The sequence below is a fragment of the Priestia sp. YIM B13486 genome, from assembly GCF_042787865.1.
GTDB classification, from domain to species: Bacteria; Bacillota; Bacilli; order Bacillales; family Bacillaceae_H; genus Priestia; species Priestia megaterium.
Genome location: NZ_JBHZOZ010000004.1, coordinates 319877 through 345797 on the forward strand (window position 1 = coordinate 319877; position 25921 = coordinate 345797).

General features: G+C 37.8%; 25 protein-coding genes and 1 riboswitch. Of the genes, 8 read left to right on the forward strand and 17 right to left on the reverse strand.

Translation table 11 applies throughout. From position 1 onward, the window contains the following. Nucleotides 1-3: 3 nt before the first annotated feature. The gene (locus ACFX4G_RS13620; RefSeq protein WP_029324833.1) at nucleotides 4-1572 is read right to left on the reverse strand and encodes an ATP-binding protein; all 1569 of its coding nucleotides are present in this window, start codon (nucleotides 1570-1572) and stop codon (nucleotides 4-6) included. A 108-nt stretch (nucleotides 1573-1680) separates the two neighbouring features. Between ACFX4G_RS13620 and ACFX4G_RS13625 the strand changes: the two genes are divergently transcribed. Next, nucleotides 1681-2739 (forward strand): DctP family TRAP transporter solute-binding subunit, encoded by a 1059-nt coding sequence (locus ACFX4G_RS13625; RefSeq protein WP_043980297.1) that lies wholly within the window; start codon nucleotides 1681-1683, stop codon nucleotides 2737-2739. A gap of 146 nt (nucleotides 2740-2885) precedes the next feature. Next, nucleotides 2886-4154 carry a dicarboxylate/amino acid:cation symporter gene (locus tag ACFX4G_RS13630; RefSeq protein WP_013081860.1) on the forward strand — a complete coding sequence of 423 codons (1269 nt, stop codon included), beginning with the start codon at nucleotides 2886-2888 and terminating at the stop codon, nucleotides 4152-4154. Between the two features lie 75 nt (nucleotides 4155-4229). Here the strand turns inward: ACFX4G_RS13630 and ACFX4G_RS13635 are convergent, their stop codons facing one another. Beyond that, entirely contained in the window at nucleotides 4230-4367 is a 138-nt protein-coding gene (locus ACFX4G_RS13635) for a hypothetical protein (protein ID WP_165802478.1), read from the reverse strand. A 126-nt stretch (nucleotides 4368-4493) separates the two neighbouring features. After that, nucleotides 4494-5159, reverse strand: a complete 666-nt coding sequence (locus tag ACFX4G_RS13640) for a TerC family protein (protein WP_016763134.1) — start codon at nucleotides 5157-5159, stop codon at nucleotides 4494-4496. 375 nt (nucleotides 5160-5534) lie between these two features. On the opposite strand from ACFX4G_RS13640, the gene ACFX4G_RS13645 reads away from it, so the two are divergent. Beyond that, nucleotides 5535-5717, forward strand: coding sequence for a YolD-like family protein (locus tag ACFX4G_RS13645; protein ID WP_013081858.1), 183 nt, complete (start codon nucleotides 5535-5537; stop codon nucleotides 5715-5717). A gap of 158 nt (nucleotides 5718-5875) precedes the next feature. Here ACFX4G_RS13645 and bioA read toward each other — a convergent pair whose 3' ends face one another. From bioA to ACFX4G_RS13670, 5 genes are all read right to left on the reverse strand, one after another. Further along, entirely contained in the window at nucleotides 5876-7249 is a 1374-nt protein-coding gene (gene bioA, locus ACFX4G_RS13650) for an adenosylmethionine--8-amino-7-oxononanoate transaminase (RefSeq protein ID WP_043980301.1), read from the reverse strand. Further along, complete coding sequence (gene bioD, locus ACFX4G_RS13655) at nucleotides 7230-7952, reverse strand: dethiobiotin synthase (protein WP_013055537.1); 723 nt, start codon at nucleotides 7950-7952, stop codon at nucleotides 7230-7232. Before bioD ends, bioA begins: the two co-directional genes overlap by 20 nt. 30 nt (nucleotides 7953-7982) lie before the next feature. Then, nucleotides 7983-8546 (reverse strand): biotin transporter BioY, encoded by a 564-nt coding sequence (locus tag ACFX4G_RS13660; protein WP_028407561.1) that lies wholly within the window; start codon nucleotides 8544-8546, stop codon nucleotides 7983-7985. Between the two features lie 136 nt (nucleotides 8547-8682). Continuing rightward, nucleotides 8683-10119: an amino acid permease gene (locus ACFX4G_RS13665; protein ID WP_074893939.1), complete on the reverse strand. Its 1437-nt coding sequence runs from the start codon at nucleotides 10117-10119 to the stop codon at nucleotides 8683-8685. Between the two features lie 315 nt (nucleotides 10120-10434). Next, nucleotides 10435-11628 (reverse strand): NupC/NupG family nucleoside CNT transporter, encoded by a 1194-nt coding sequence (locus tag ACFX4G_RS13670; protein WP_013055534.1) that lies wholly within the window; start codon nucleotides 11626-11628, stop codon nucleotides 10435-10437. A gap of 137 nt (nucleotides 11629-11765) precedes the next feature. Next, a riboswitch (purine riboswitch) is annotated at nucleotides 11766-11867 on the reverse strand. 385 nt (nucleotides 11868-12252) lie between these two features. On the opposite strand from ACFX4G_RS13670, the gene liaG reads away from it, so the two are divergent. After that, entirely contained in the window at nucleotides 12253-13122 is an 870-nt protein-coding gene (liaG, locus tag ACFX4G_RS13675) for a LiaG family protein (RefSeq protein ID WP_097824262.1), read from the forward strand. 26 nt (nucleotides 13123-13148) lie between these two features. Here liaG and ACFX4G_RS13680 read toward each other — a convergent pair whose 3' ends face one another. From ACFX4G_RS13680 to folP, 3 genes are all read right to left on the reverse strand, one after another. Beyond that, nucleotides 13149-13343, reverse strand: a complete 195-nt coding sequence (locus tag ACFX4G_RS13680) for a hypothetical protein (protein ID WP_013055532.1) — start codon at nucleotides 13341-13343, stop codon at nucleotides 13149-13151. A gap of 241 nt (nucleotides 13344-13584) precedes the next feature. Further along, nucleotides 13585-14718, reverse strand: a complete 1134-nt coding sequence (locus tag ACFX4G_RS13685; protein WP_377575285.1) for a zinc-dependent alcohol dehydrogenase — start codon at nucleotides 14716-14718, stop codon at nucleotides 13585-13587. 118 nt (nucleotides 14719-14836) lie between these two features. Then, the gene (gene folP, locus ACFX4G_RS13690; protein WP_097824264.1) at nucleotides 14837-15685 is read right to left on the reverse strand and encodes a dihydropteroate synthase; all 849 of its coding nucleotides are present in this window, start codon (nucleotides 15683-15685) and stop codon (nucleotides 14837-14839) included. Between the two features lie 353 nt (nucleotides 15686-16038). Here folP and ACFX4G_RS13695 point away from each other — a divergent pair, with 353 nt between their 5' ends. Further along, entirely contained in the window at nucleotides 16039-17025 is a 987-nt protein-coding gene (locus ACFX4G_RS13695; RefSeq protein ID WP_097824265.1) for a S8 family peptidase, read from the forward strand. 69 nt (nucleotides 17026-17094) lie between these two features. On the opposite strand, the gene ACFX4G_RS13700 is transcribed toward ACFX4G_RS13695, so the two are convergent. Genes ACFX4G_RS13700 through yknW form a run of 4 tightly spaced genes read right to left on the reverse strand, consistent with a single transcriptional unit; the run spans nucleotide 17095 to nucleotide 20791 of the window. After that, nucleotides 17095-18291 carry an ABC transporter permease gene (locus tag ACFX4G_RS13700; RefSeq protein WP_377575288.1) on the reverse strand — a complete coding sequence of 399 codons (1197 nt, stop codon included), beginning with the start codon at nucleotides 18289-18291 and terminating at the stop codon, nucleotides 17095-17097. Then, nucleotides 18288-18977: an ABC transporter ATP-binding protein gene (locus ACFX4G_RS13705; protein ID WP_097824267.1), complete on the reverse strand. Its 690-nt coding sequence runs from the start codon at nucleotides 18975-18977 to the stop codon at nucleotides 18288-18290. Before ACFX4G_RS13705 ends, ACFX4G_RS13700 begins: the two co-directional genes overlap by 4 nt. Continuing rightward, complete coding sequence (locus ACFX4G_RS13710; RefSeq protein ID WP_097824268.1) at nucleotides 18974-20104, reverse strand: efflux RND transporter periplasmic adaptor subunit; 1131 nt, start codon at nucleotides 20102-20104, stop codon at nucleotides 18974-18976. The genes ACFX4G_RS13705 and ACFX4G_RS13710 overlap by 4 nt, the downstream gene beginning before the upstream one ends. Further along, nucleotides 20105-20791: a YknW family membrane protein gene (gene yknW / locus ACFX4G_RS13715; RefSeq protein WP_097824269.1), complete on the reverse strand. Its 687-nt coding sequence runs from the start codon at nucleotides 20789-20791 to the stop codon at nucleotides 20105-20107. A 344-nt stretch (nucleotides 20792-21135) separates the two neighbouring features. Here yknW and ACFX4G_RS13720 point away from each other — a divergent pair, with 344 nt between their 5' ends. From ACFX4G_RS13720 to ACFX4G_RS13730, 3 genes are all read left to right on the forward strand, one after another. Continuing rightward, the gene (locus ACFX4G_RS13720) at nucleotides 21136-22443 is read left to right on the forward strand and encodes a homocysteine synthase (RefSeq protein WP_377575294.1); all 1308 of its coding nucleotides are present in this window, start codon (nucleotides 21136-21138) and stop codon (nucleotides 22441-22443) included. Nucleotides 22444-22540: 97 nt separating this feature from the next. Further along, on the forward strand, nucleotides 22541-23278 hold the full coding sequence (locus ACFX4G_RS13725) for an ABC transporter ATP-binding protein (RefSeq protein WP_043980327.1): 738 nt from the start codon (nucleotides 22541-22543) through the stop codon (nucleotides 23276-23278). Then, a complete protein-coding gene (locus ACFX4G_RS13730; RefSeq protein WP_377575297.1) occupies nucleotides 23275-24030 on the forward strand; it encodes an ABC transporter permease in 756 nt (251 codons plus the stop codon). The genes ACFX4G_RS13725 and ACFX4G_RS13730 overlap by 4 nt, the downstream gene beginning before the upstream one ends. Before the next feature lie 30 nt (nucleotides 24031-24060). On the opposite strand, the gene ACFX4G_RS13735 is transcribed toward ACFX4G_RS13730, so the two are convergent. Beyond that, nucleotides 24061-25068, reverse strand: a complete 1008-nt coding sequence (locus tag ACFX4G_RS13735; RefSeq protein ID WP_097824271.1) for an aromatic ring-hydroxylating dioxygenase subunit alpha — start codon at nucleotides 25066-25068, stop codon at nucleotides 24061-24063. 392 nt (nucleotides 25069-25460) lie between these two features. Then, the gene (locus ACFX4G_RS13740) at nucleotides 25461-25904 is read right to left on the reverse strand and encodes a hypothetical protein (RefSeq protein ID WP_014461480.1); all 444 of its coding nucleotides are present in this window, start codon (nucleotides 25902-25904) and stop codon (nucleotides 25461-25463) included. Nucleotides 25905-25921: the final 17 nt, after the last annotated feature.

The following is a 25921-nucleotide window of genomic DNA, read 5'->3' on the forward strand; positions in this document are numbered from 1 at the left end:
CCCCTATAAAAAGAATGTAATGATAAAAGTCGTTCCAACATCTAATTCTGACTCTACTTCGATCTGACCGTTTCCTTTTTCAACAATTTGTTTTACTAAATGCAAACCAATTCCTCTATTTTCCTTTGCTTTGGTTGAAAAACCTTCATCAAAGATTCTCTCTACTTGATCCTCATTCATGCCACACCCGTTATCTTCAACTAGTATAGAAAGAATGCCGTCATTTTGTTCCATACTTATATAGATCTTCCGTTCACGACGCTCCATATGTTGATACGAATCAAAAGCGTTCTCAATTAAGTTACCAATAATAATCACAAAATCATGATGATCTAAGTAAGGAGGAAATGAGTGAAGCTCGCTGTGGCGATCGATAGCTAACTCAATTCCAAGTTCTTTGGCACGGCTGACTTTGCTCAACAGCAATCCCGATATACTTTCATCTTTAATATGCTTATGAAGAAATTGGGTGAGCTCTTCTTGCTGTTCAGACACTTGAAAAACATACTGAAGAGCCTTGTCTTTATTTCCAAGTTGGATAAGCCCTGCAATCGTATGAAGTTTATTCATGTATTCATGGTTTTGAACTCTAAGAGCGCTTACAAATGATTTAACTCCTGTTAACTCTTCGGCTAATTTTTTAACTTCTGTTCTGTCTTGAAAAATAGCGACCGCACCGACTGTGTGATTATTAACCTTAATCGGCACACGATTGCTTAAAATATTCAAATTTCGAACTTGAAGCTCTCGATTATAAACAGGCTGATTAAGCTGCAGAATTTCTGGAAGCCTTGTATCTGGAATCACATCATAGATCTTTTTTCCAATTACCTCATCGGGTACATCCATCATAATTTTCGCTTTATGATTAAAAATAGTGATATTCTCCTCTTTATCAATGGCAATGACTCCTTCATGCATGGCATTAAAGGTCTCCGTTCGTTCTACGAACAAACGAGCAATTTCATGAGGTTCAAGCTCAAACATCTCTTTTTTGATACGAGATGCAAGCGCCCACGCTCCCCATCCTCCAAAAAAAAGAGCAAGACCTGAGATCAGAAAGATTTCTTTTTTTAAACTTAAAATGACCTCTGTAAATTTCGGAAGAAGATAGCCTGAGACAACCACTCCTACTTGTTCATGCTGATCGTTTACAACGGGCACAAAAGAGCGAATGACCATTCCGCCTTCTCCTTTTGCTTTATCGGTATAGGTATGTTCTGCAAACGCCTGTCCCTCATCATCTCCTTTAGAGATTTTTCCAATCATGCTTTGCAAAGGGTGAGACAAACGTTCATGATTCATATTCATAACTACTACATAATAAGCACCGTGAATAATGCGAATCGGCTCTACAATTTGATTAATGTTCTTACTATCTTTTTCAATTTTTTCTCGAATTTCAGGCATTTCAGCAACTGTTCTCGAAGTGATTAAAGCCCTTTGCTCTAAATCATTTTCTTTTGACTGTACAAAATTATTAATCACCACGATACTTGCTAAAAACAACGAAAAGGCCACGATAAAAAAGATTAACCCCGTCATTTTCGTTTGCATCGATAAGCGCATCATAGCGGAACACCTACTGCTGATTGAAGTTTATTTTAATTTTACCACGTTGAGAAATTGCGTGTTAGAATATTTGTAGAGAAAAATTATTGAATCGCGGGGTTGGACATTTTGAAGATGTTTATAGGGGCAAGTATAATTGTCAGCGTTTTCTTGATGATCTATGTTTTTTTGCAGTATACGGTTATAAATCAGGATAATGTGTATCATGACGATGAGCAAAAAGGATTAAATAAGCAAATTGTGATTAATTTTAGCCATGTGGTAGCTGAAAACACTCCAAAAGGCTTAGCCGCTCAAAAATTTGCTGAAATCGTTAATCAAAAATCGGATGGTAAAGTTAAAATTGAAGTATATTCAAACGGTGTATTGTATTCAGACGACGAAGAACTTGCCGCCCTTCGCCGAAATGATGTACAAATGATTGCACCTTCCATTTCCAAGCTAAGCGACCTCTCCCCTACGTGGCAACTTTTTGATCTTCCCTTCATTTTCGATGATTACAGCGAGGCAAAACAAGTGTTTACCGGTAAAATCGGACAGGATTTGTTGAGTACGCTGCAAGAGAAAAACATTAAAGGGCTTGCTTTATGGAGCAACGGCTTTAAACAAATGACTAGCAATACGAAACCTTTGCTCCATCCAGCAGATTTTCAAGGTCAAACGTTTCGCATTATGCCAAGTGAAGTAATCAAAAAACAATTCGAACTTCTTGGCGCCAAGCCTCAGGCTGTCTCGTTTAATAAAGTATATCAATCCCTTGAACGACAGGAATTTGATGGACAGGAAAATACCATTTCTAATATTTATTCAAAACGTTTGTACGAGCTGCAAAAATATATGACCATCAGCAACCATGGATACTTGGGCTACGCTGTTTTAATGGATGAAAAGTATTGGGACAGCCTCCCTGAAGATGTAAAACAACTATTAAGTGATGCAATGGTAGAAACAACTAACTGGATTTGGACTCAATCAAAAATGATGAACGATGAACAGCTGCAGCAAATAAAAAATAAGTCTGGCATGCGCGTTTATTACTTAAATGATTTACAAAAATCCGAATGGAAAAAACAGTTTAGCTCTCTTTATCAATCGTTTGAAAACAATGCAACAAAACAAACGCTTGATATCATTCAACAAATAAAAAATATCGAAAGCAAAAAGTGATGACTATATGTTCATCACTTTTTTTGACCAAAATGACCAAAAAGAACATTATCACCAGAAATATAAATAGTTAAAATTATCAGTTAATATAAGGATAAGAATAATGTAAGCGTTAACAAAAAACATTCTCGAAAGGAGCATTACGTATGAAATTAAGTTTTAAAAATCTAACTGTTCAAGTTGTTATCGGTATCCTTCTCGGTATTGCAATTGGCTTCATGTTTCCTGAATTTGGAGCCAAATTAAAAGTATTGGCTGATATCTTCATTAAATTAATTAAGATGGTAATTGCCCCAATTATTTTCTTAACAGTGGTCATCGGTATCGGAAGCATGGGAGATTTAAAGAAAGTGGGACGAATTGGAGGTAAAGCTCTTTTATACTTTGAGATTGTCACTACTTTTGCCTTAGCAATTGGAATTATCGTTGTAAACTTTATCAAACCTGGGGCTGGCTTTAATATCAATGGCGCAAGCGGAGCTGATGTTACTCAATATACGCAGCAAGCAGCTGAAGCGGAGCATGGCTTTATGGAGTTTATCATGGGAATTATTCCAGACAGCGTATTTGGCGCAATGGCAAATGGTGAATTATTGCCAATCTTATTCTTTGCCGTACTATTTGGAATGGCTACAGCTACACTCGGCGAAAAAGCGGCTCCTGTCATTACATTCTTTGAACGCTGTACAGATATTTTCTTTGGCATTGTTAATATGATTATGAAACTTTCACCTATTGCGGCGTTTGGAGCGATGGCTTATACGATCGGTAACTTTGGAATAGGCTCTCTTCAAAAACTCGGTTTCTTAATGGGATCTGTTTACATTACTATGTTCTTATTTATTGTATTTGTACTTGGAACCATTGCTAAGATTTATGGATTTAATATTTTTAAATTCATTGCTTTTATTAAAGAAGAAATTCTACTTGTATTAGGTACGTCTTCTTCGGAATCTGCACTGCCAAAAATGATGGACAAAATGGAGAAGTACGGATGTTCAAAATCTGTAGTAGGACTTGTCATTCCAACTGGTTACTCATTTAACCTAGATGGAACAGCAATCTACTTATCCATGGCTGCTATCTTTATCGCTCAAGCGTATGGAGTCGATCTGTCGTTAATGCAAGAGATTACGCTACTTGGTATTTTAATGCTAACGTCTAAAGGAGCTGCCGGAGTTACTGGCTCTGGATTTATTACACTAGCAGCTACGCTTGCTGCATTTCCGATGATTCCAGTTGAAGGAATCGCGCTGTTAATTGGGGTAGACCGCTTTATGTCGGAAGCTCGTGCCATTACAAACTTAATTGGAAATGGTGTAGCAACTGTAGTTGTATCGAAAATGGAAAATGAATTTCATCCTCCTGTAGAAACAGTACAAGACGTTAATTCCGCACCTCCATTAGCTAAGTAATAAAAAAAGAAGTTAAGACATAGCGAAATGAATCCAATCTAAAGACGAATAAATGGGATACATGAGCTGAACCGCTTATGACACCGCAGTTGATTTCCGTACAAGACTTCGCTTTCCGCGGGCGGCCGATGAGCCTCCTCGTCGCGTACGCTCCTGTGGGGTCTCATCTGTTCCGCTTTTCCCGCAGGAGTCTTCGCCTTGTCCTCCAATCAACTGCTAGAAGGATCTAAACAAATGAAGCCTACGTTCACCACAAAAAAACGAACCACTAATCAAAATTGATTAGTGGTTCGTTTTTCACTTCATCTTAAATACTTTTGTCCCAAACTTTTTTTAGGATTAATGCGTTTCTTTTTTAGAACGTCCGCTAAGTTTCCCAACAACCACAACTAAAATAGCTAACAAAATAGGAATAATCGTATGCAAATGCGGATTCAACCCTTCTAATACGTGTCCCACCGCTTTGTCTTTAAAGATCATTTCACCAGCAGTATAGCCAAGAAGCGCTGCTCCGGCAATGATGATAATCGGGAATTTTTCCATAATTTTCATTAAAAGCTGACTTCCCCAAATGATTAACGGAATGCTGATAACAAGACCAAGGATAATGAGTAGAATATTGCCGTTAGCCGCACCCGCAACCGCTACTACGTTATCTAAACTCATAACAAGATCCGCTATAATAATTGTTTTAATAGCACCTGCTAGAGTTGAATTCGCTTTAATATCTCCATCATCTTCACCTTTTAAAAGACTAATAGCAATCCATAGAAGAAGCAGGCCTCCGATGAAATTTAAAAATGGAATTGTTAATAAATATACAGCGACAAATGTTAGCCCTACACGTAGTACAACCGCTCCTAATGTACCGAAAACAACCGCTTTGTTTCGATGCTCGTCCGGAAGATTCCGACAAGCTAAAGCAATCACGACTGCGTTATCGCCACTCAGTACAATGTTAATCAGTAAAATTTCTAAAAGATTTAAAATAAAACTCTGATCCATAAAAAAACTCCTTGATTGATTTTTATTAGCCTATTTCTCTATCTCTTATTTCATTACTAGAAATAGAGAACTAAAACTCTATCAACATAACCCGTTCTTACCCTTTAATGGAGAGAAGTAGTTATTTCACTAACAGTATTTTATCACTAAAAAGAAATTTGAAATAGGTATTTGTAAAGGAAAAGTCAGTTCATTACAATAAATCAAACCTTATCCTTTATCTTTCATCTATTTTTCACCATCACTCTCTACTATTAATAGCAGGAGAGCATTTATAAAAAATAGAGTGACTTTATAAATAATACAAGCCTCCAATGCTTCTTCGTTATTTTGTAGTTTTTCGTCAGCTACGATATAAGAAAGGAGAAAATAGGTATGATTTTAAAAGCGCTAAAAACAAATAAATTATTAACTATTAACTATCAAAACAACGGTTTTGTTCAAACAGTAAAAGGTTATATTCAAAACTTAAACTTACTCGAACAAACTCTTCTATTAAAAGATGAAAATCAGCATGTACGATCACTTCGCCTATCAAGTATTAAAAATATTTATTGATAAAAAAAAGAAGAGATTGAGAGATAACTACACCAATCAACCGCTAGAAGCAGCTAAATAGAGTACATTCACGTTACCATAACCATAAAAAGATCCGAACGCTTTATCGTTCGGATCTTTTTTTAACATAAAATACTTTTGTCCTATCATCTTTTTATTTAACTCACTGTATGACGTGCAATTACTTCTTTAATTGATTCATATACAATTTCAACCATTGTTTTTAATTCTTCGTTTGTCATTGAAAGAATAGGCATCATCGTAATCACAGGACCTAGCTCTCTAATAATTAAACCTTTTTGGCGAGCCGCTAAAATGATGTCTCCCATCACTTTTTTATCTTCAAAAATAGACTTTGTTTGGCGGTCTTTCACAACTTCGATTCCTGCCATTAATCCTCTTTGTCTAATGTCTCCCACGTTAGGCAGCTCATAAAGCTTTAATAGATAACGTTTAAAAACTTTTTCCTTTTCTTTTACACTACGGATTAATTCTCTTTCTTCTATCAGTTCAATATTTCTAAGCGCTACTGTACAGGCTAATTGATTTCCCGTATACGTATGTCCATGAAAGAAGGTTTTATTTTCATCTGGATGAGCTAAAAAAGCATTAAATATCTTTTCGCTTGTTAACGTAGCCGCAAGCGGCATATACCCTCCTGTTATCCCTTTTCCTACACACATAATATCCGGTACAACATCTTCTTGTTCACATGCAAACAGCGTTCCTGTTCGTCCAAATCCAACTGCTACTTCGTCACAAATCAGCAATACCCCGTACGCTTTGCACAGCAGCTCTACTTGTTTTAAAAAACCGGGAGGATGTGTAATAATACCCGCTGCTCCTTGCACAAGCGGTTCAATAATCAACCCAGCTACTTCTTCCCCTTTGTTCTGCAAGAGCTTCTCTAGCTGGTGAATACAGTAAGCTGAAGCTTGCTCTTCCGTTTCAAATCCTTCCATACGGTAAGTATAAGGAGAAGGTGTGGGAATTCGTTCAAACAGCAAAGGCTTAAAGATGCGATGAAATAAATCCATGCCTCCCACACTGACTGCCCCAATTGTATCTCCGTGATATGCCTCATTCAATGAGATAAATTTACTTTTGTTTTTGTACTTTACAGAGTCGAGATTTTGCCAATATTGATAGGCAATTTTCAACGCAATTTCGACAGCGGCGGAGCCTGTATCAGAGTAGAAGACTTTCGATAAGCTGCCAGGAGTAATTTCCGCTAACTTTTTGGCTAACAAAATAGATGGAACGTTTGCGGATCCAAGCAGCGTAGAATGCGCTAATTTTTCCACTTGTATATGTAAAGCTGTATTTAATTCCGGATCATTATGTCCATGCACGTTCACCCATAGAGAAGCGTATCCGTCTAAATATTTGTTTCCCTCTACATCATATAAATAGCTTCCTTCTCCTCTTTCAATAATAAGAGGATTTGATTGACGGTAAGCTTTCATTTGCGTAAACGGATGCCATACATATTCTTTATCCCATTTCTCCAGCTCAGCTTTTTGATACGGCACAGTCAAACACCTCCTGAATATGTTGAATAACACTTTTTTGCCTCATCATTTTCTCAATATATGCATCTAACTCTTCATCGATATGTGTGAATACTGGAACGGTCATTAAAGATGATATTTGAAGCAGCTTTTCAATCGTTCGAACATTATCGTTATGAATGATACTGCTGTGATTAAAACGATTAAAAATGAGTCCGTTGATTTTAAGGTGATGCTCACTTGCATATGAAAAGGTAGAAAGCGCATCGTGAATAGCTCCTAATCCCGTTGTTCCAACAGCAATAACCGGCATTTGTGCATCTATGATCAAATCTTTTGTCATATAGAACGTTGTTTCCTCCTCAATTAAAGGTACGGCAAGGCCTCCTGCTCCTTCCACGAGCACTACATCAAATTTCTTTTTTAATTCATTAATGCGTTTTAAGACGATTGAAGGCTCTACTTGCTTGTTGCTCAGTGCAATAGCCAAATGAGGAGACGTCTCCGGCTTTAACTGATAAATACCCGTATCTGCTACTCCGAGCCTTGTTTCAAACCAGTGAATATCCGGATAACCTCCAATTTCGTCTTGGTAGCCGGTTTGAAATGGTTTGCAAATTGTCGTTTTTATTCCTAGACGACCAAGTACTTTATACAAAATACTTGTAACCAGGGTTTTTCCAATATCTGTTCCAGTTCCCGTAATAAAATACGCTTTGCCCATTTTTTTCTCTCCTTTTTTTCTATGTCTTAGTTACCCCGCTTTGACCCGCTTTGATGACAAACGACTAAATTGAGGCTGCATTCGGTGAATCAGCACTGAACATAAAATACATAACAAAAGATCTCCAGGCATTGGCAAAACAGCTCCAAAAAGAAGTGTATCACTCAGTGAAAGAGGCTTTTCAATTATCCATTTCATTGCTCCGTAAAGCCAGAAGCAGCCGACTGCGTACACAATAGCTAACGTAGATAAATTAGCTAAAAAAATAGAAAAAGGTTTCTTTAAGTCATATTTTTGAATAAGGTAGCCGTTCATAAATGCACCCATAGCATAGCCAATTAAATAGCCAAACGTTGGTTTGAAGATATACCCTAAACCTCCTCCTTCTGCAAAAACCGGAACACCGATTAACCCAATACCTATGTAGCATAGCTGACTATACAAACCTAAACGCGGACCTAACAGCGCACCGGCTAAATAAACAGGAACAATTTGAAGAGTAAACGGTATGTAGGGAATAGGAATTTTTATAAATGCACCAATCGCCGTTAAAGCTGCAAATAAGGAAACATACGCCATTGTTTTCGGTTTCATATTCACCCTCCTTTCTCTTTTCGTTGCTTTAAGTTTGCAATAATTTCTTTTTATTTGTCAACTTAATTTTATTTTAAGTTTACAAATAAACAATAAAAAAAGACGCAAAAACCTGGGCTTTTGCGTCTTTTGATTTTTATAAAATTACTTTTTTGTCGTCTTTAAGCTGCACTTCTTGACGGCTGATAGATAAATCAACTTTCTTTTTTACACGTGCGTGATAATAAGCATAAAACAGCAGCGCTAGTGGAATACCGACATACAGTGCCATTCGCTGTTCTGCATCAAATGCCATGCTTCCCAATACGATTGTATTTAATACTAATGCGATTAAAGGTAATAATGGGTAAAGAGGGACTTTAAATTTTAAATCCTCGATTTGCCCTCCTTGATTTATATATCTTTTTCTAAATGCAAGCAGTGATGCAGCAATGGTAATCCAGCCAATTTGTGCACCTAAACCCGCTGCAGAAATGAGCCATACAAATACTGTTTCTTGAGCAAAGAATCCTGAAAGTAAAGATAAAAGCGCAATGCCTAATGTTAAAAGCAGGGCATTCATCGGCACACCGCGTTTATTTACTTTCATGAAAGCTGAACTTGCCATGTTATCTTTTGACAATGAATACAGCATACGCGTTGCTGCATAAAGACCTGAGTTAGCTACAGATAACAGTGCCGTTAGGATAACAAAGTTCATAATATCTGCTGCATATGGAATACCAATTTGGTCAAATACAACAACAAATGGACTCTCAACTACACCTGCTTTTTCAAGCGGAATCATACCCGCTAAGACAGCTACAGCTAGTACAAAAAATACAAGCGTTCTCCATACCGTTTGTTTAATTGCTCTTGGTACAGTCTTGTCTGGGTTTTCACTTTCCCCAGCCGCTACACCAATAAGCTCCGTGCCTTGGAATGAAAAGTTAACTGTAATCATGGTAATCAACACGGCACTAATTCCGTGAGGAAACACACCGTGAGCTGTATAATTAGAGAAAAGCGGTGCGCTGTCTCCATTACTTAATGGAAGAAAACCAAACATAGCAGCTCCACCAAGCACGATAAATAAAATAATAGCTAACACTTTAATGCTGGCAAACCAAAACTCCGCTTCACCAAACGCTTTAGCTGACAGTGCATTTAATGAGAATAATAAAAGGGCAAATATAGCACACCAGATCCATACAGGAGAATCAGGAAACCATCTTTGCATAAGCTGACCTGCTGACAAAAATTCTAATGCAACCGTTACAGCCCAGCCCAACCAATATAACCATCCAAAAGCGAAACCAACACCAGGGCCAATAAATTTTGTTGTATATGTCTGAAACGAACCGGAAACTGGCATTGCTACTGCAAGTTCCCCTAAGCAAAGCATTGTTAAGTACATAATGAAGCCACCTACGATAAACGAAAGGATAGCTCCAATCGCTCCTGCTTGGCTAATCGTGTATCCTGTTCCTAAAAAGAAACCTGTACCGATAACCCCGCCGAGCGAAATCATAAACAAATGTCTGCTTTTCATCGTCTTTTTTAATTCATTTGTTTGCTGTTGTCCTTCTATCATATTAACGACATTTCCTTTCAACCTATTTATTACGAGATATTACCTAGAAAAAAATTAATAAACCTTTGTTTTCTATGCATATTTACTTACATATTTATGCGGTGTTCTCAATTTAAATGAAACAGCCTTTTGTAATCTTAACATAATGCTCACTAGATTTAAAATGTTTTTCTGCAAAAGTAAAATGAATTTTTCTTGAATAGTGTGATTTTCTTTTACTGTGGATATTCATAACCATTTTTCTGCAAATGAATAGGTGATGCAACAAGAAAAAAGCTGTGCTTTCTAAGAAGAAAGCACAGCTTTTTTAACTTTTTACCAAACAAACAATCCAACAATCATAGCACTTAATAACGAAACAGCGATACCGCTCACAAGCAGTTTCCATACGTTTTTTCCAATAATCGTCGATTTACCTTCTGATAACGTAGAATTATACGTCCCATAAATCATACCCACCGTACTGAAGTTAGCAAAAGATGTTAAGAATGTTGTAGCAACTGCAATCGTATGCGGTGGAAGTGTATCTAGATTTTTCTTCAAATCCATCATTGCCACGAATTCATTTGTTGCTAGCTTGATACCCATCAGCTGAGCTACGTACATTGCATCATGTCCCGTTAGCCCTAGTAAAAATGCGAATGGACTAAAGATATAAGAGAAAATCTTTTGTACAGTCAAGCCGTCTACGATAACGCCTAAAATACCGTTAAGCGCAGATGTAAGAGCTACATATCCAATAACCATCGCTAAAATAACAATAACCATGTTCATTCCGACTAACATACTGTTTGAAATGGTAGAGAAAAAGTCTTTTTTCTCCGACTTTGGCGGTACGTAAATCATATCTTCTTCTTTTGTAACATGAACTGGATTCAATAAGCTCACTAAAATAAGCGCGTTTAAACAGTTCAGTGGAATTGCTGTAAACACGTACGTAGCGGGAACCATCGTTAAATAAGCACCGATAATAGATCCGCTAATACTGCTCATACTCATAATTCCAAACGTAAGCAAACGGTTGTCTTTTAACACAGAAAGCTGATTACGAATAACCGCTAATGCTTCCGTATTTCCTAAAAACATCATTTGAATAGCGAAAAAGCTTTCTAATTTAGGCAAACGAGAAACTTTCGAAATGACCCAGCCTACTTTATCAATAATCCACGTTAAAATACCAAAGTAAGATAAAATATCAAAAAATGTCACGACAAAGATGATAGGCAGTAATGCACTGAAGAAAAAGTCAACCGTTTCATTTCCCATTACGGATGGGAACGCAAAAGCAATTCCATCGTTAGCACAGGAAATTAGCCAAGTAAAGAACGAAGCAATCTTATTAATAATCCATGTTCCAATTGAAGTTCCTAACATAAACCAAGTAATGAGGACTTCAACGACTAGCAGTGAAGCAATTGGACGCCACTTTATCTCTTTCTTTTTAGGAGAACATAAAAAGACGACACCCATTACGACAAAAACGCCTAATAAATTTAATAAAAAGTACATGCAAGCCACTCCCAGGTGTGTATTTGAAAAACAAAAAAGCTCTTACTTTTCATAAATTCTGACAATAACAGAAAGTATGAAAAGTAAGAGCTTTGAAAGAAGACTGTACTCATGAGAATACGCCCTTCTTTTTGCTGCTTATATCCAAACTTTCTTGTAGTCTAGTTTTTTACGGTTACTAGGTAGAGACTATCAGACCATATTACTGATAATATACAAGATCGTAATCTTAGCTGTATTCAATTGATATGAACAAATTCTACCCTTTATTTTTTTAATAATCAACACTTTAAAAGTTTTTCGGAATAATAAAATTGGTATGAAAATTCTATTTATTTATCACTCCTTTTGAACTACTCATCAGAAAATTACACAAAAAAAGTGAATTTAACCGTTCTTTTAACTCAATTATTTTCCTGTTTTTGAAACAAAGAAATTGATTCTTTGATGAGTATGTTTAAATATCTACTTCGCTTTTCATTTAATTCCTCAAAAATATTTCATTTTTACGACTTGAGACGTAGAAAAAAATAATCCTGCTGTTCGTTGAAATTAACCGCTTTTCAATTTACACTTTATGGTAGAAGAAAACAAATTTAATTTAGGTAGAAAGCGGGTTATAACGTGAAAAAAATATTGGCTTTTATTTTAGTAATAGGTGGTACGGCAGTCCTCTTTTCTACTGCATTTGCACCTTCTTCTTGGTCGTTAAGTTCATTCAAGACGTCCAAGTCTGAAGCGGCGTTATCAAGTGATATTCAGCATATTCAAATTGACTCTCCAAGCATTAGTACAACTGTCGTGCCGCAAGATCGTCAAGATATTAAAACAAAAGTAGAAGGTAAAGGAAAAGTAGATGTAAAGCAAAATGGAGACACCCTAGTCGTCACTTATCAAAAAAGTCCTTTTCAATGGCTTTCTATTTTTTCAAATACAAAAGTGACAATCTACATTCCTAGAGATTATCACCACAACCTTGCGCTTACGGTAGGTTCTGGGGACCTTCAAGTTGCTGCACAGCCTGAGCAAGCACTTCAGCTGAAAGATGTTTCGATTAAAGTAGGTTCTGGAAATGCAAGTATTTCAAACTTGAGGAGCACCTCTCTTCGTACGGATGTCAATTCTGGAGATTTACAGCTGAGTAATGTTGAAAGCCAAACGGCTAAATTTGCTGTAGGCTCTGGGGAAATTAAAGGAACAAACTATAAAGGAAAACTTCAGGCGCGCATTGGATCTGGTGATCTCTATATGGATTTTAAAAAACTAGAAGAGGCCGTTTCTGTAGATGTAGGATCTGGAGATGCCGTGCTGGTTCTTCCGAAAAGCGCTGGTTTTAAAGTGAATGGAAAAGTAAGCAGCGGTGATATAAACAATGACTTTAAGTTAAGCAATGCAACCGTAACAGAAGATGTATTAAAAGGAAAGCATGGAAATGGAAAATATCCTATTGATGCAGCTGTTTCAAGCGGAGAATTAACGTTAAAATCAAAATAAAACGAACACGGAAGTGTTCGTTTTATTTATGGTCTCACTGCAATATACCACGCTACTCCTACGATTGATCCTATGAATACGACTCCGTAAATAATAGATAAATTCACTATACTTTTCTTTTTAGATTTTCCGTAATCTTCATCTACTTTCTTTGCAGCACTGATCGTACCTGCAAGGGCAGCAACGCCGATAATAATGACAAGAAGCAATGCTAGTTTCATTCATTCTCTCCTCCATATTTCGGTGATTGAATAAGACTGAATACCAAGATGTTATTTATTTCATTTTAAGCAGCACGATTTAATAAGAATATGAAAGCGTTATATCTTCTCTTTCTATCATAAAGCTAAATTATGTAAAATCAACCATCCAATCGTGCATTATTTTCCTCCGCCACTTTAAATACATAAAAAATTCCCGAGCTTCACTGCTCAGGAATCTTCACCTAATAGAGATGGTCTTTTAAGGTTTTAAAATGACTTTAATGCAGTTATCTTGATGATCATTAAAGATTTTGTAGGCATCAGCTGCGTCTGCTAAAGCGACTTTATGAGTAATAATTTCTTTTGGATCGAATTCTCCTTGTACAATTTGATCATATAATTTCGGCATAACGGGAATGACAGGAGCTTGCCCCATTTTGAGAGTTACATTTCGAGCAAAAAAAGCTCCTAACGGAAAACTGTTATAGTTGCTTCCGTATACCCCGGTGATTTGGACGGTTCCACATTTACGAACGGCTTTTGTCGCAATTTGAATAGGTCCGAGCGTTCCACCTTGAAGTTTTAATTTTTGTTCAATATATTCAAGAGGCGACTTTTTGCCATCCATACCTACACAGTCAATCACCACATCTGCTCCGCCTTTTGTGATTTCTTTTAAGTGCTCCCCCATATCTGGGTATTCTGTAAAATCAAAGGTTTCTACGGCATTCATTTTCTTTGCATGCTGCATTCGGTATGGAACATGATCTATTGCAATAACCCGTTTGGCACCTTTCATCCAAGCAAACTTTTGAGCCATTAATCCCACTGGCCCGCAGCCGAGTACGATAACGGTATCCCCTTTTTTAACATCCGCATGCTCTACACTCCAATAAGCAGTTGGAAGCACATCTGATAAAAAAAGAAGCGATTCATCTTCTAATTCGCACGATTCCGGAATGACAAATGGTGTAAAATTTCCAAACGGCACTTTTAAATATTCAGCTTGACCTCCTGGATGATTTCCAAACTTTTCGGTATAACCGAAATAGCCGCCAGAATCGTAATGTGGATTAGAATTATCACATTGGCTCGTTAAATCATCCTTACAGTACGCACACTGTCCGCACGCTACGTTAAAAGGAATAATAACTCGATCTCCTTTTTTTACTTTTGTAACATCCGGTCCTACTTCTTCCACAATCCCCATTGGTTCATGACCAATAATATAACCGTGAAGCAATGGCATGCTTCCTTGATATAAATGCAGATCAGAACCACAAATAGCCGTTGACGTTATTTTAATGACAATGTCATCTTTCTTCTCTAACTTCGCATCTTCTACTTCTGCTACTTTTACCTGATTAGGCCCTTGATACGTTACCGCTCTCATTTTCACCCTCCCTTTTTATAACCTTTATATTACTTAAATTTATCTAAAGGCATGTATTCTATCCGGGGAAATCAAGGAAAATAAAAAAGCAGCGCTTACGCGTCTGCTTAAATGATTATTAAAACTGAAATATATGTTTTCCTACCAATACATCTGCCATCTTTACAAAGCGCTTGATTTCTAATACGTCATGAACTCGAACCATTTGAACGCCTTGTGCAATCCCTGCATATACAGTAGCTGCAGTTCCTTCCATTCTTTCCGTAGGAGGAGCATCGACTATTTGTCCAATAAATCCTTTACGAGAAGTAGCAAGCAGCACAGGATAGCCCATCTTTGTCAAATGATCTAGATGCTGAATCACTTCTACATTATGCGCAGCCGTTTTTCCAAAACCAACGCCTGGATCTAAAATAATTTGATCATCTCGAACTCCTGCAGCTTTTGCAATTGATATGCTTTCTTCTAAATCACTTATCATATCTGTAATCAGATTTGTATAATTGGGCTCATGGCGATTATGCATTAAAATAATAGGAACATTATAGTCAGCTGCAACTTGAGCCATTTTGGGATCAGCCTTTGCGCCCCATATATCGTTAATAATATGTGCTCCTGCTTCTAGCGCATGCTTGGCCACTTCCGACTTGTATGTATCTACAGAAATCGGCACCTCTACGCGCTTAGCCACTTCAGAAATAACGGGCACAATCCGTTTAATCTCTTCTTCATCGCTAATTCTTGTATAACCAGGACGAGTTGATTCTCCTCCGATATCAATGATGTCTGCTCCTTGCTTCACCATTTCCTCAGCATGAGCAACCGCTTTATCTACATCGTAGTATTTTCCGCCATCTGAAAATGAATCCGGGTTTACGTTTAAAATTCCCATAATAAGCGTACGGTCCGCATAATTCAGTTCATACTTTCCGCATTTGATAACCGATTGAGACGTTAAAGTTGACACTATCCTCAGCCCCTTCGTAATTTGCAAATTGATGTATATTTATAAATATCATGTATTTTGAGAATGTCATACCGTTCGTAATTATATCAAAAGTTACCAGTCCTATGTGATTTTTCTTGGAGTTTCTTTCTTCTATAGTGTGAGATAAACATTAAAAGTGAATACACAGATAACATTAAAAATCTCTATCGTGCTTGTCTTCAGGGTCTTTTTTCCTCTTCTCATATCTTTTGTGAGTCTTTTTATTCAAAAAGAAAGGATTCGCATGAAAAGTGTTTAATTTATAGCAATAGTTGGGAATTTATAATTAAGTAACTTCCATTTTTATGGAATTCATTTTAAGGAGGATGACTATGACTCAACAACCGTTACAAGTCAAATTAATTCCTTATACAATTGAGTCGATTATCGACTCAACAAACGAAACGCCTAAAGGAGTAAGCTTAATTCAAGCGCCTGCTATTTGGGAACAAAGCAATCAAGGAGAAGGCATTGTAATTGCAGTTATCGACACTGGTGTTGACACAAATCATCCTGACTTAAAAGATTGTATTATCGGAGGAAGAAACTTCACTTCGGATTATGACGGAGATTCTTCTGTATTTGAAGATAATAATGGGCACGGCACTCACGTGTCTGGTACCATTGCTGCCGCGCTCAATAATGAAGGGGTAGTAGGAGTGGCACCCAAAGCAAAAATTCTAAGCTTAAAAGTACTTACCGGTGAAGGATCGGGAAATTACGAATGGATCATTGACGCTATTAACTACGCCGTCGAATGGCGCGGTCCTAACAATGAGCGAGCACGAGTTATTTCCATGTCACTCGGGGGACCACAAGACGTTCCAGAACTGCACGAAGCTGTTCAAAATGCTGTGAATAAAGATGTTTCTGTTGTTGTTGCGGCTGGAAATGAAGGTGACGACCGCGAAGAAACCTTTGAATATTCATATCCAGGAAGTTACAACGAAGTCATTCAAGTAGGAGCAGTGGACAACAGCTTAAATCTTGCCCCTTTTACTAATGCAAATGAAGAAGTGGACCTAGTCGCACCGGGAGTTAACATTATCTCTACTTACTTGGAAAATAAGTACGCGACTCTTTCAGGAACTTCAATGGCGACTCCCCACGTGGCAGGAGCTTTAGCTCTATTAATTAACTTATGTGAGAAGGAATTTGGCCGTTCTTTAATCGAAGCCGAAATCTATGCTCAACTTGTAAGAAGAACCCTTCCTCTTGGATATCGAAAAAGCTCTGAAGGAAACGGATTTCTCATGCTCGATTTGGTAGAGAAAATACATGATATTATTAACGTAGCCCGTATCAACCCTAGTAAGTAATAAATAAGAAAAACGAGAAATCTTCTTGGTTCTCGTTAAATTAAAATAAAGACATGCGAACGCATGTCTTTATTCATATCTTAATGCTTCGATTGGATCTAGCTTCGCCGCTTTGTTTGCAGGAAGCATGCCGAATACAATGCCAATCGTCATGGAGAACAACACTCCTCCAAGTACTACTTGCCACGAAATTAATGACGGCCAGCCAGCAAATAACGAAACAAGAGCTGCCCCGCCCGCGCCGAGACCAATTCCAAGCAAACCACCAATTAACGTGAGGGTAATGGACTCAATCAAAAACTGAGTTAGAATTTGTCTTTTAGATGCTCCCAACGCTTTACGAATACCAATTTCTCTTGTACGTTCCGTTACCGAAACCAGCATAATGTTCATAACGCCAATCCCGCCAACAAGAAGAGAAATGCCCGCAATCGATCCAATAATCGTTGTCATAATTCGCGTTACATTTCCAATGCTATCTGCTATTTCTTCTAAGTTCTGCACTTGGTAAGCATCTTCCGCACCATGCAAATTATTTAACAAATCCGTTGCGTCATTGCCTACTTTTTTTAGTTGATCAGAGCTTGTCGCTTGAACACTAAGGTTGGTGTAATCGAGCTTACCGAAGCTTGATTTATACGTATTATTTGGAATATAAATGGTCGGTATTTCAAATGCTAAAAAGCCCGTTGCCTTTTTTGTTACACCAATAATTTTGATAGGCTGCCCTTGAACCCATACTACTTGTCCAAGGGCTTCTTTTTTATCAAATAGCTCTTTTTTCATATCGCTTGTGATAACACCTACTCGATTACCTGATAAAAAGTCAGAGCTGTCTAACATTCTTCCTTTTGAAACTTCCAGCTGATTAACTTCAATATATCCTTCGTTAATAGCATTAACAGTCGTATCAGATTCCTTGTCTCTATATCTTACCCCCATTCCCATTGAGCTAGAAGCCACCACATTCTTCACTCCGGGAATAGTCGAAAGAGCTTTAATATCATCCTCTGTAAAGATGGGCTCACCCGTCATTGAAAGGTCATCAGCTTGCATCTCGTCTTCAGGAGGCTGATAGTATACATCAACTGTATTGCTTGCTCCTGTTATTTCCGACTTAATCATTTGTTCTCCGCCTTGACCAATGGCTACAACGATAATAACAGCCGCTACGCCAATGATAATACCAAGCATCGTCAAAATAGAGCGCATTTTATGAGCAAGAACCGAAGAGAGAGCCATGCGAATATTTTCTATCAAACTCATACGCTATCGTTCTCCTTATCGCTATGACTTAGCACTTTACCGTCACGAACGATAACTGTACGCGATGTGTATTCTGCCACTTCAGGTTCATGGGTAATGACTACAACCGTTGTGCCATCTGCATTAAGCTGAGAAAATTGTTCCATAATATCAGCACTTGTTTTTGTATCTAGAGCTCCTGTTGGTTCATCTGCTAAAATAAGCGTCGGATTGTTAACAATAGAACGAGCAATAGCAACGCGCTGCTTTTGCCCTCCTGATAGCTCGCTCGGTAAATGTTTCATCCGCTCACTCAGCCCTACTTTTTCAAGTGCAGCTTCTGCTCTGGCTCGTCTTTCCTTACGCGTTACACCGGCATATACCATTGGAAGCTCTACGTTTTCTACCGCTGTTAAACGCGGCAACAGCTGAAACTGCTGAAAAACAAAACCGATATGAATATTTCTTACTTTTGCAAGCTGCTCATCACTATAAGTAGAGATTTCTTGTTCATTTAATAAATAGGATCCTGAAGACGAACGGTCTAAACATCCGATAATGTTCATTAGCGTTGATTTACCAGAGCCAGAAGGTCCCATAATCGCAACAAATTCACCGTCATAAATCTTCAAATTAATATCTTTTAAAATTGGCACTTCCTCTTTGCCAAGATGATAACTTTTATGAATATTCACAAGCTCAATCATTGAACAGTCACTTCCGCACCGTCAGTTAAGTTCTTTGTAGGATTTGTAATGACTTTGTCTTTAGAAGTTACGCCGCTTTTGATTTCAATAAATTTATTTGTTGTTTCTCCAATCTTTACTTCCTTACGAACCGCCTTTTTATCTTTCACCACATATACATATTTTTCTCCGTCTTCATTTACAACTGCTTTTATTGGCAAAGATGAAGCCTTTTTACTGCTTGTTTCAATTTCAAGCAGCAGCTTAAATCCCGGCTTAATCATCGTGATATCCTGGTCATCTACTTTTACTTCAATTGGATATTGATTAGCTGCATCATTGCCGGCTTCTGCTGATGCCTGCTGCTGAGGTAGATAGTCAATTTGTTTAACGCTCCCTGCCCATTCTTTATCAGGCAGCACATCTGATGTAATTTTGACAGCTTGACCGGTTTTAATTTTTAATGCATCGTACTCAGACAGCACACCAGTAGCTAAGTATTCATCGGTATTACCAATATGTATAAGCGGTTTTTGAACGTCACTTGTGTTATTAACCGCTTCTTTATCTACTTCTAGCACCGTCCCATTGATATCACTCGCTACGTCTAAATTACGTTCTTTTTTAGCAATTGATTTGGCTTCTAGTTTGTTTCGTTCTAAATCAATTTTAGCCGTTTCTAAATCGAGATTGAGCTGCGTACGCTCTGTATCGATTTGATCTCTCGCTTCTTGCTTACTCATTTCTTTTTCCAATTCTTTTTGTTTTTTATTTAAATTAGAAAGCTGTTTGCTTACTGAGTCAATTTGCAGCTGACTGGATTTTTTTTCTAGCTTGTTTTGTTCTTGCTCTAAATCAAGCGTATCGCTTTCGTAAGTTACAAGAGAGGTTCCCTGCTGTACACGAGAGCCTTCTGTTACGTGAAATCGTTCAACCTCGCCTTTTTCAGCATCAAAATAGACATATTGCTCATCAGCAAGCTTTAACGTACCCGGAACCATAACTATATTCCTTAACTTTTTTTCCTTTATATTTGCTACGTGAACATTGATTGCTTTCCCACTTACACTTTGTGCACGATATACGTTAATCCCAATAACCACAACAATAACAACTGCTACAGCTGTAATAATTATTCCTTTTTTCATTTACAACCCTGCTCCTTTAAGAGCTTCTGAAGCAGCTCCTCCAGCTCCTGAAATAGCGGCTCCTAAGATGAATAAAATAATCACTGTAATAATAGAAACAGCTTTTGATACATTTGCCACTTTTTGTAGTCCTACTGCTGTCAGAATAAGTCCCCAGATAGAAAAGATTTCAATGGAAGTAAACACTCCTCCCATAGCACCTTTCGCACCAACCATTCCATTTAACGAAGTCACATTAGCTGAAGTATGGGCTAGTGCAGCTACTCCCGTATTAATTAGCTGACCGATTGCTGTGATGAATGTAACAAACAAATTCAAACTAAACATTTGGCGGTAAGTTGTTTTTCCAGTCCCTAACTTTGCAATTAAAAACAGAATCAAACTCGTGAATGCCAGTGTAGCAACTATTGCAATCAATCCTCCAATCGCTCCACCAATCATACTAAATGTTGAATTCACTTCAATGCCAGCTTCTTTTTGCTGTTGCAGGGCCTCTTGTCCCTGAGGGGTATAGACGGCTAGAATCGTTGTTGCAGCTGTTAAGATGAGGATAAGTAAAAGAGGTCCCCAGATGACCGGGCTGCTTTTCATTTTCTCAAGCTGTACAACCGGACTCGTAATAAAACCAAAAATAGAAGGCTTTCCTTTCTCTTGGACTTCCGAAGATACATTGACTTCTGTGCTCATAATCAAACTCCTTTTATTTTGTTTCGTTATTAGCTCTTAAGACCCGTCTTTTACTATTTTTTAAAGTCTTCTAGCAAAATCGGCTCTTTCTAAGAAACTCTCAAACACCTAATATTCTAACATAATTATACAAATTAATTTACATTTTTATTACATTTTATATTTTTTATGGTATTTTTAGAAATTAAAGAGATGTCTTAATGCTGAATGACAGCATTAATCTTATTTATATTTTCTAAATATTCAAATTATCATTTGACAACATTCAATAGAATTCGTATATTATGATTAAAGTTTATTATTCCTATGTTTTTTATAAGTTTTATATTTAAGGAGGAGTTTCAATGTCTGCTAAGAAACCATTTCGTCCTGAAACACAAGCCATCCATTCTGGCCAACAGCTTGACCCGGCTACTTTTTCGCGTGCGGTACCTATTTATCAAACAAGCTCATTTGGGTTTAAAGATACGGAGCATGCTGCATCTTTATTTAATTTAAGTGAACAAGGCTACATCTACACTCGAATTGTAAACCCTACTACGGACGTTTTTGAACAGCGAATTGCTGAGTTAGAAGGCGGAGTAGGTGCTCTAGGAGTAGCTTCGGGTCAGTCTGCTACTACCTTTTCCATTTTGAATATCGCTTCCGCAGGAGATGAAATTGTATCAGCAAGCAGTTTATATGGAGGAACATATAACCTCTTTTCGTCTACGCTTCCTAAACTGGGCATTACCGTCAAATTTGTAAACGCCGATCATCCAGAAAATTTTAGAAGTGCAATCACTTCCAAAACAAAGGCAATTTATGCTGAATCTGTTGGAAACCCGCAGGGAAATGTGCTAGACATCGAGGCAGTTGCAGACATTGCCCATGAACATGGAATTCCTCTTATTATTGATAATACGGTTCCAAGCCCTTACCTTCTTCGTCCCATCGATTTCGGAGCAGATATTGTCGTTCATTCTGCTACTAAGTTTCTTGGAGGGCATGGAACAGCAATTGGGGGTGTTATCGTAGACAGTGGAAAATTTGATTGGGAAGCGAGCGGGAAATTTCCAGACTTAACAACTCCAGATCCAAGTTACCATGGCCTTGTATACACAGAAGCTGCCGGTGAAGCTGCTTATATTACAAAAGCGCGCGTTCAGCTTTTACGAGATATTGGAGCTGCTTTATCACCTTTTAATTCCTTTTTACTCCTTCAAGGGGTAGAAACACTCCATCTGCGATTAGAGCGTCACAGCGAAAACGCATTAAAGGTAGCGAAATTTTTAGAGCAGCATGAATTAGTAGAATGGGTAAATTATGCGGGGCTTCCTTCCCACCCTTCCTATTCTTTGGCACAAAAATACTTGCCTAAAGGGCAAGGAGCAATTTTAACCTTTGGTGTAAGGGGAGGAAAAAACGCTGCGGCTAAGTTAATTGATTCGGTTCAGTTATTTTCTCATTTAGCCAATATCGGCGACTCTAAATCACTCATTATTCACCCGGCAAGCACCACTCATCAACAGCTATCTAAAGACGAACAAAAAGCTTCGAGTGTGACCCCAGAACTCATTCGTCTATCGGTTGGAACAGAAGCAATCGACGACCTTCTTGAAGATTTAGATTATGCCTTAAAAGCCAGCCAAAAAGTGAATACAACTGTTTAAAAGCTGTGATTTTTCACAGCTTTTTTTATATCATCCAATAACTTTTTATACTTTCCCTTATGCTACAATAAACAAAACGAATGAAAAAGGAGTTACTATGAACACGTTCAATTCAATACCTGCTATCACATTTACAGACGTTCATAAAACATTTAAGGATAAAGAACATAGTGTTTTAAAAGGCATATCGGGTACAGTAATGCAAGGCTCGCTCGTCATGATGGTAGGACCATCAGGATCCGGAAAAAGCACCCTTCTTTCCATGTGCAATTTACTTTCTGCACCTGATGAAGGAAGTATTGAAGTATATGGAAAAGACATTAGCAAATGGACTATTTCTGATTTACGAAAAAAAGTGGGCATTGCTTTTCAATCAGCTCCTGTTATTGATGGAACAGTGCGTGATAATATGATGCTTGTTCAAAAACTGCATGGCAAGCAGGATATTATGCCTGAAGAACTCTGTGCCTTAACGGGTCTTTCCCCTGACTTGTTAGAGCAGGATGCCAGAGATTTATCCGGTGGTCAAAGGCAAAGGTTATCATTAGCCCGCACGCTGTCGAACGGCTCTGACCTTTTACTTTTAGACGAAATCACTTCTGCTTTGGATGCCACTTCTGCTCATGAAATTGAACAGCTTATTTCTCATTTACATAAAGAGCAGAATAAAACGATTATTTGGGTTACCCATAATTTAGATCAAGCGAAACGTTTAGGAGAGGAAGTCTGGCTTTTAATGAACGGAGTGATTGTAGAAAAAGCCAAGACAGAGACCTTTTTTCATGCTCCTGTAAAAGCTGAAACAAAACAATTTATTGAAGGAGCCTTTCTATGAGTTCACTTTCACTGATTTTTACCATTGTTTTTGTTTTTATTGCTCTTTTTTTATCAAAATCTTTTCGTATAGGACTCGAAAAAGATATTATTATTGCCAGTATTCGAGCAGCCGTTCAGCTGTTAGTGATCGGATATGTTTTATCGTTTATTTTTGACGCGAATCACCCTGCTTTTATGATCTTCATTTTATTCCTTATGCTGACAGTCGCTTCCCAAAATGTTGTAAAGAAAAAAAAGCAGGGAGTTAAAGCTTTTTTTCGTGTATTTGTCACTCTTTTTATTGTAGAAATCCTGACCCAAAGCGTTATGCTCGGACTACATATTATCCCTGCTACTCCACGATATATCATTCCTGTCAGCGGTATGATTATTGGAAATTCGATGATTTTGGCCAATTTATTTTTAAATCGGTTAGATGCTGAAGTAAATAGAAGACGAGACGAAATTCAATTGATTCTGGCGCTTGGCGGCACTCCTAAACAAGCTATTCATAGTATTTTAAATGCCGCAATCAAAGCTAGCATGATTCCTACTGTAGAAAGTCAAAAAACAATTGGACTCGTTCAGCTTCCGGGTATGATGACAGGCCAGATTATTGGAGGGGCAGATCCGATACAAGCTGTCAAATTCCAGCTGCTTATCGTTTTTACTATTCTAGCGTCTGCTACGCTTTCCTGCGTCATTTTAAGCCAATTAACATATCCTACCCTTTTTAATAGCTATCAGCAGCTTATCCGTGAGCATACATAAAAAAAGAAAGGAGACTCCTTTCTTCTTTTTTTATTGAGCAGCTTTTTTTAATCTTTCTCCTATGTCACTTCCAAAGGTTACTCCTAAATCGCCGAGCCATCTTCTATACGCAATACTCAGTCGGTCCGGATTCAAATGAAGCTCTGCTTGTAAGTCAAGCGGCAGCTCTTCTGGTTTTTGACTTTCCACAATACTGGTATCTTGTTCAATAATAAGCTGCTGAAAATCGCGGAAATATTGATCAGGTGCATCAAACGAATAGTTTCTAGAAACCAGCGCAAACACGGTGGACTTTCTTTCCTCTTCAGGTAAAACCGCAAACAGCATTGAAAAGATTTCACCCGTTTCGTAGTTAACTTTTTTCAACCTCGCAACGGTAGGACGAAGAATTTCAAAGGTATAATAAATAGTCGCAAAGTTACCCGTGCCATCTGCATCTGCGTACACAGCGATTTCATCAGAAACGTAGCGATTATCTTTCCAATGCACCTTATAATCAGGAATTTCGGCGTAGTCAGAGTGCCCAAGGCTTCCTTCGTGAACAAAAGCCAAATGGCTTACATCTAGAAAGTTTTCTACGACACGAGGAGCTGCTGCCTGTAGAGTATGAGGGCTGGCGCAAACCGTTTTGAATCCGGAGTTAAGATGTTCATCATACAGGGGAAAAGGAGTATCACCTGCCTCGCTGTTCATCTTCACCCATATAATCCCGTACTTTTCAACGCAGTCATACACCTGTGCTTTTGCTTTTGAAGGAATAGCTCTTCCCGGCGGCTGTTGAGGAATTTTCACACAAGCCCCGGCATCATCGTATTTCCATCCGTGATAAGGGCATACAATGCAATCATCTACCACTTTTCCAAGAGATAACGCTGCACCGCGGTGGATGCACAAATCTTTAAATGCTTTAATAGCATTAGTTGTGCGAAAAAGGACAACTCGCTCTTCTAAAATCGTTACTTGCAAGGGCTGATCTGTTAAATCATGTGAATAAGCTGCAGGCAGCCATTCCTTAGCCAATACTAAATCTTTAATCATCTGCATCGCCTCCGTACAATAAGTAAATTTATTTCTTGTTTATAAAAAAAACCGCAGAAATAGAAGGAGTGCTTCTAATTCCGCAGCTTTTTCGTTCCGTAAAACAGACTATAAGCGCGCGAAGATTCTAGATGATTGCAGATAGAGCGACCTTAGCACTTCATCTACAACGACAATACGTATTCATCGCTATTTTTTTAACCTTAAAACCTAACCCTTATATATTGAATAAAGAGCGGCCAGCCGCTAAAAGCTTTTCTGTCCACTGATTTCTCTTAGTTTTACTTTATCAATTTCCCACTGAAAAATCTCTTGATTTGTAAGCATCTCTAACATAATTTTTTCGGTTAAACGAATAAAAGCTGCGGTTTTAAAAACCGCAGCTTGCTTTATTATGAGCTCATATAACTGGCTGTATATTTTTTCGTCTGCTTTTGTATTTCTTGATTTAAATGTTTGAAAAATGAGAGGGTTTCTTCATAATCCGTCGCTTTTTCATGAAACTTCAATGTAAGATTTTCTTCAAACAACGTTTCTCCTTGATGGCCAACCGCTTTCAGCTGAACATCTGTAACAATACCTTGCGAAATCGAACATAATAAATAATTAAAGCAATGAACCGGAACGATATGCATGAGATGAAAATCATCGATAGTTCTATCACTTTTTGTTTTCTTAAATTCCACGGTGAGTTCTTCCGGATGAATAAACACATTTATATGCTGTTTGGACAAACAAGTAGGATTCATTTTTTGTGTATACTCACAAAATTCCAGTCCAATAAATACAGAATTCTCGGAGTCAGCTTCAATGAAGATTTGCGAATTTTTTACCATTGTCCTCGTCCTCCATA

What these genes read in the sequence shown, in the direction of transcription:
- ACFX4G_RS13620 (WP_029324833.1), bottom strand. Translation starts at nt 1,572, where the DNA reads ATGATGCGCTTATCGATGCAAACGAAAATGACGGGGTTAATCTTTTTT.
- ACFX4G_RS13630 (WP_013081860.1), top strand. Translation starts at nt 2,886, where the DNA reads ATGAAATTAAGTTTTAAAAATCTAACTGTTCAAGTTGTTATCGGTATC.
- ACFX4G_RS13640 (WP_016763134.1), bottom strand. Translation starts at nt 5,159, where the DNA reads ATGGATCAGAGTTTTATTTTAAATCTTTTAGAAATTTTACTGATTAAC.
- ACFX4G_RS13645 (WP_013081858.1), top strand. Translation starts at nt 5,535, where the DNA reads ATGATTTTAAAAGCGCTAAAAACAAATAAATTATTAACTATTAACTAT.
- bioD (WP_013055537.1), bottom strand. Translation starts at nt 7,952, where the DNA reads ATGGGCAAAGCGTATTTTATTACGGGAACTGGAACAGATATTGGAAAA.
- ACFX4G_RS13660 (WP_028407561.1), bottom strand. Translation starts at nt 8,546, where the DNA reads ATGAAACCGAAAACAATGGCGTATGTTTCCTTATTTGCAGCTTTAACG.
- ACFX4G_RS13665 (WP_074893939.1), bottom strand. Translation starts at nt 10,119, where the DNA reads ATGATAGAAGGACAACAGCAAACAAATGAATTAAAAAAGACGATGAAA.
- ACFX4G_RS13670 (WP_013055534.1), bottom strand. Translation starts at nt 11,628, where the DNA reads ATGTACTTTTTATTAAATTTATTAGGCGTTTTTGTCGTAATGGGTGTC.
- ACFX4G_RS13680 (WP_013055532.1), bottom strand. Translation starts at nt 13,343, where the DNA reads ATGAAACTAGCATTGCTTCTTGTCATTATTATCGGCGTTGCTGCCCTT.
- ACFX4G_RS13685 (WP_377575285.1), bottom strand. Translation starts at nt 14,718, where the DNA reads ATGAGAGCGGTAACGTATCAAGGGCCTAATCAGGTAAAAGTAGCAGAA.
- ACFX4G_RS13695 (WP_097824265.1), top strand. Translation starts at nt 16,039, where the DNA reads ATGACTCAACAACCGTTACAAGTCAAATTAATTCCTTATACAATTGAG.
- ACFX4G_RS13700 (WP_377575288.1), bottom strand. Translation starts at nt 18,291, where the DNA reads ATGAGTTTGATAGAAAATATTCGCATGGCTCTCTCTTCGGTTCTTGCT.
- ACFX4G_RS13705 (WP_097824267.1), bottom strand. Translation starts at nt 18,977, where the DNA reads ATGATTGAGCTTGTGAATATTCATAAAAGTTATCATCTTGGCAAAGAG.
- ACFX4G_RS13710 (WP_097824268.1), bottom strand. Translation starts at nt 20,104, where the DNA reads ATGAAAAAAGGAATAATTATTACAGCTGTAGCAGTTGTTATTGTTGTG.
- yknW (WP_097824269.1), bottom strand. Translation starts at nt 20,791, where the DNA reads ATGAGCACAGAAGTCAATGTATCTTCGGAAGTCCAAGAGAAAGGAAAG.
- ACFX4G_RS13720 (WP_377575294.1), top strand. Translation starts at nt 21,136, where the DNA reads ATGTCTGCTAAGAAACCATTTCGTCCTGAAACACAAGCCATCCATTCT.
- ACFX4G_RS13725 (WP_043980327.1), top strand. Translation starts at nt 22,541, where the DNA reads ATGAACACGTTCAATTCAATACCTGCTATCACATTTACAGACGTTCAT.
- ACFX4G_RS13730 (WP_377575297.1), top strand. Translation starts at nt 23,275, where the DNA reads ATGAGTTCACTTTCACTGATTTTTACCATTGTTTTTGTTTTTATTGCT.
- ACFX4G_RS13735 (WP_097824271.1), bottom strand. Translation starts at nt 25,068, where the DNA reads ATGATTAAAGATTTAGTATTGGCTAAGGAATGGCTGCCTGCAGCTTAT.
- ACFX4G_RS13740 (WP_014461480.1), bottom strand. Translation starts at nt 25,904, where the DNA reads ATGGTAAAAAATTCGCAAATCTTCATTGAAGCTGACTCCGAGAATTCT.